Raw genomic sequence first — 747 nt, 5'->3', positions numbered from 1 at the left:
GACGCCGAGGATGAGCGCGACCGTGCCGACCTTCACCGACAGCAGCTCGAACACCTCCCGCGCGGTGGGCACCTGGGCGTGGCTGGTCAGGAACAGCGTCACGAAGCCCAGGCTGATCAGGTAGAAGCCGACGACGAGGAGCTGGTTGACGGCGGTGGCCAGGCCGGGGCTGTCGCTGAAGACCTCGGTGAGGAAGGTGCGGCCGTGCCGGCTCAGCGTCCGGGCCACGAGGACGGTCAGCGGGATGGTGATCAGCAGGTAGAGGGCATACGCGAGGACTATCGGGTCCATGGTTCCTCCTTGTTTTGAACGTGTTCAGAAGTGACCGTAGCGCTGTTTTTGAACGTGTTCAAGAGGGCTGTGTCACGTCCGCCGTTCACCTGGTGCTCACCCGGACGGGCGAAATCCGGCATAGGGTGACCGCCGTGAAACGCATCGCCGCCGGGCTGACGGCCGCCGCGCTCGTAGCGCTTTTCGTCCCCGCCACCGCTTCCGCGAGCTTCGGGACCGACGTCCGCTTCGCCACCTTCAACGCGTCGCTGAACCGCGCCGCCGCCGGGCAGCTGGTCGCCGACCTCTCGACGCCGGGCAACGCCCAGGCGCAGGAGGTCGCCGAGGTGATCCAGCGCAACCGCGCGGACGTCCAGCTGATCAACGAGTTCGACTACGTGCCCGGCAACGCGGCCGCCGACCTGTTCCGGAAGAACTACCTGGCGGTCGGCCAGCACGGCGCGCGGCCCATCGACT

1 protein-coding gene and 1 pseudogene are annotated in these 747 nt (G+C 67.6%); one reads left to right on the top strand and one right to left on the bottom strand.

Annotation, left to right across the window (positions count from 1 at the left end; translation table 11 throughout):
* The coding region (locus CCN39_RS48285) for a hypothetical protein (protein WP_086853928.1) at positions 1-291 on the bottom strand (291 nt) is incomplete at its 3' end.
* A 134-nt stretch (positions 292-425) separates the two neighbouring features.
* Here CCN39_RS48285 and CCN39_RS48280 point away from each other — a divergent pair.
* Positions 426-747: pseudogene (locus CCN39_RS48280) on the top strand (endonuclease/exonuclease/phosphatase family protein); the annotation flags it as partial.

Origin of the sequence: Amycolatopsis kentuckyensis (assembly GCF_002155975.1) — a bacterium.
Taxonomy (GTDB): domain Bacteria; phylum Actinomycetota; class Actinomycetes; order Mycobacteriales; family Pseudonocardiaceae; genus Amycolatopsis; species Amycolatopsis kentuckyensis.
Note: the sequence above shows the minus strand (reverse complement) of the source record. Positions and strands in the feature narration are given on the sequence as shown.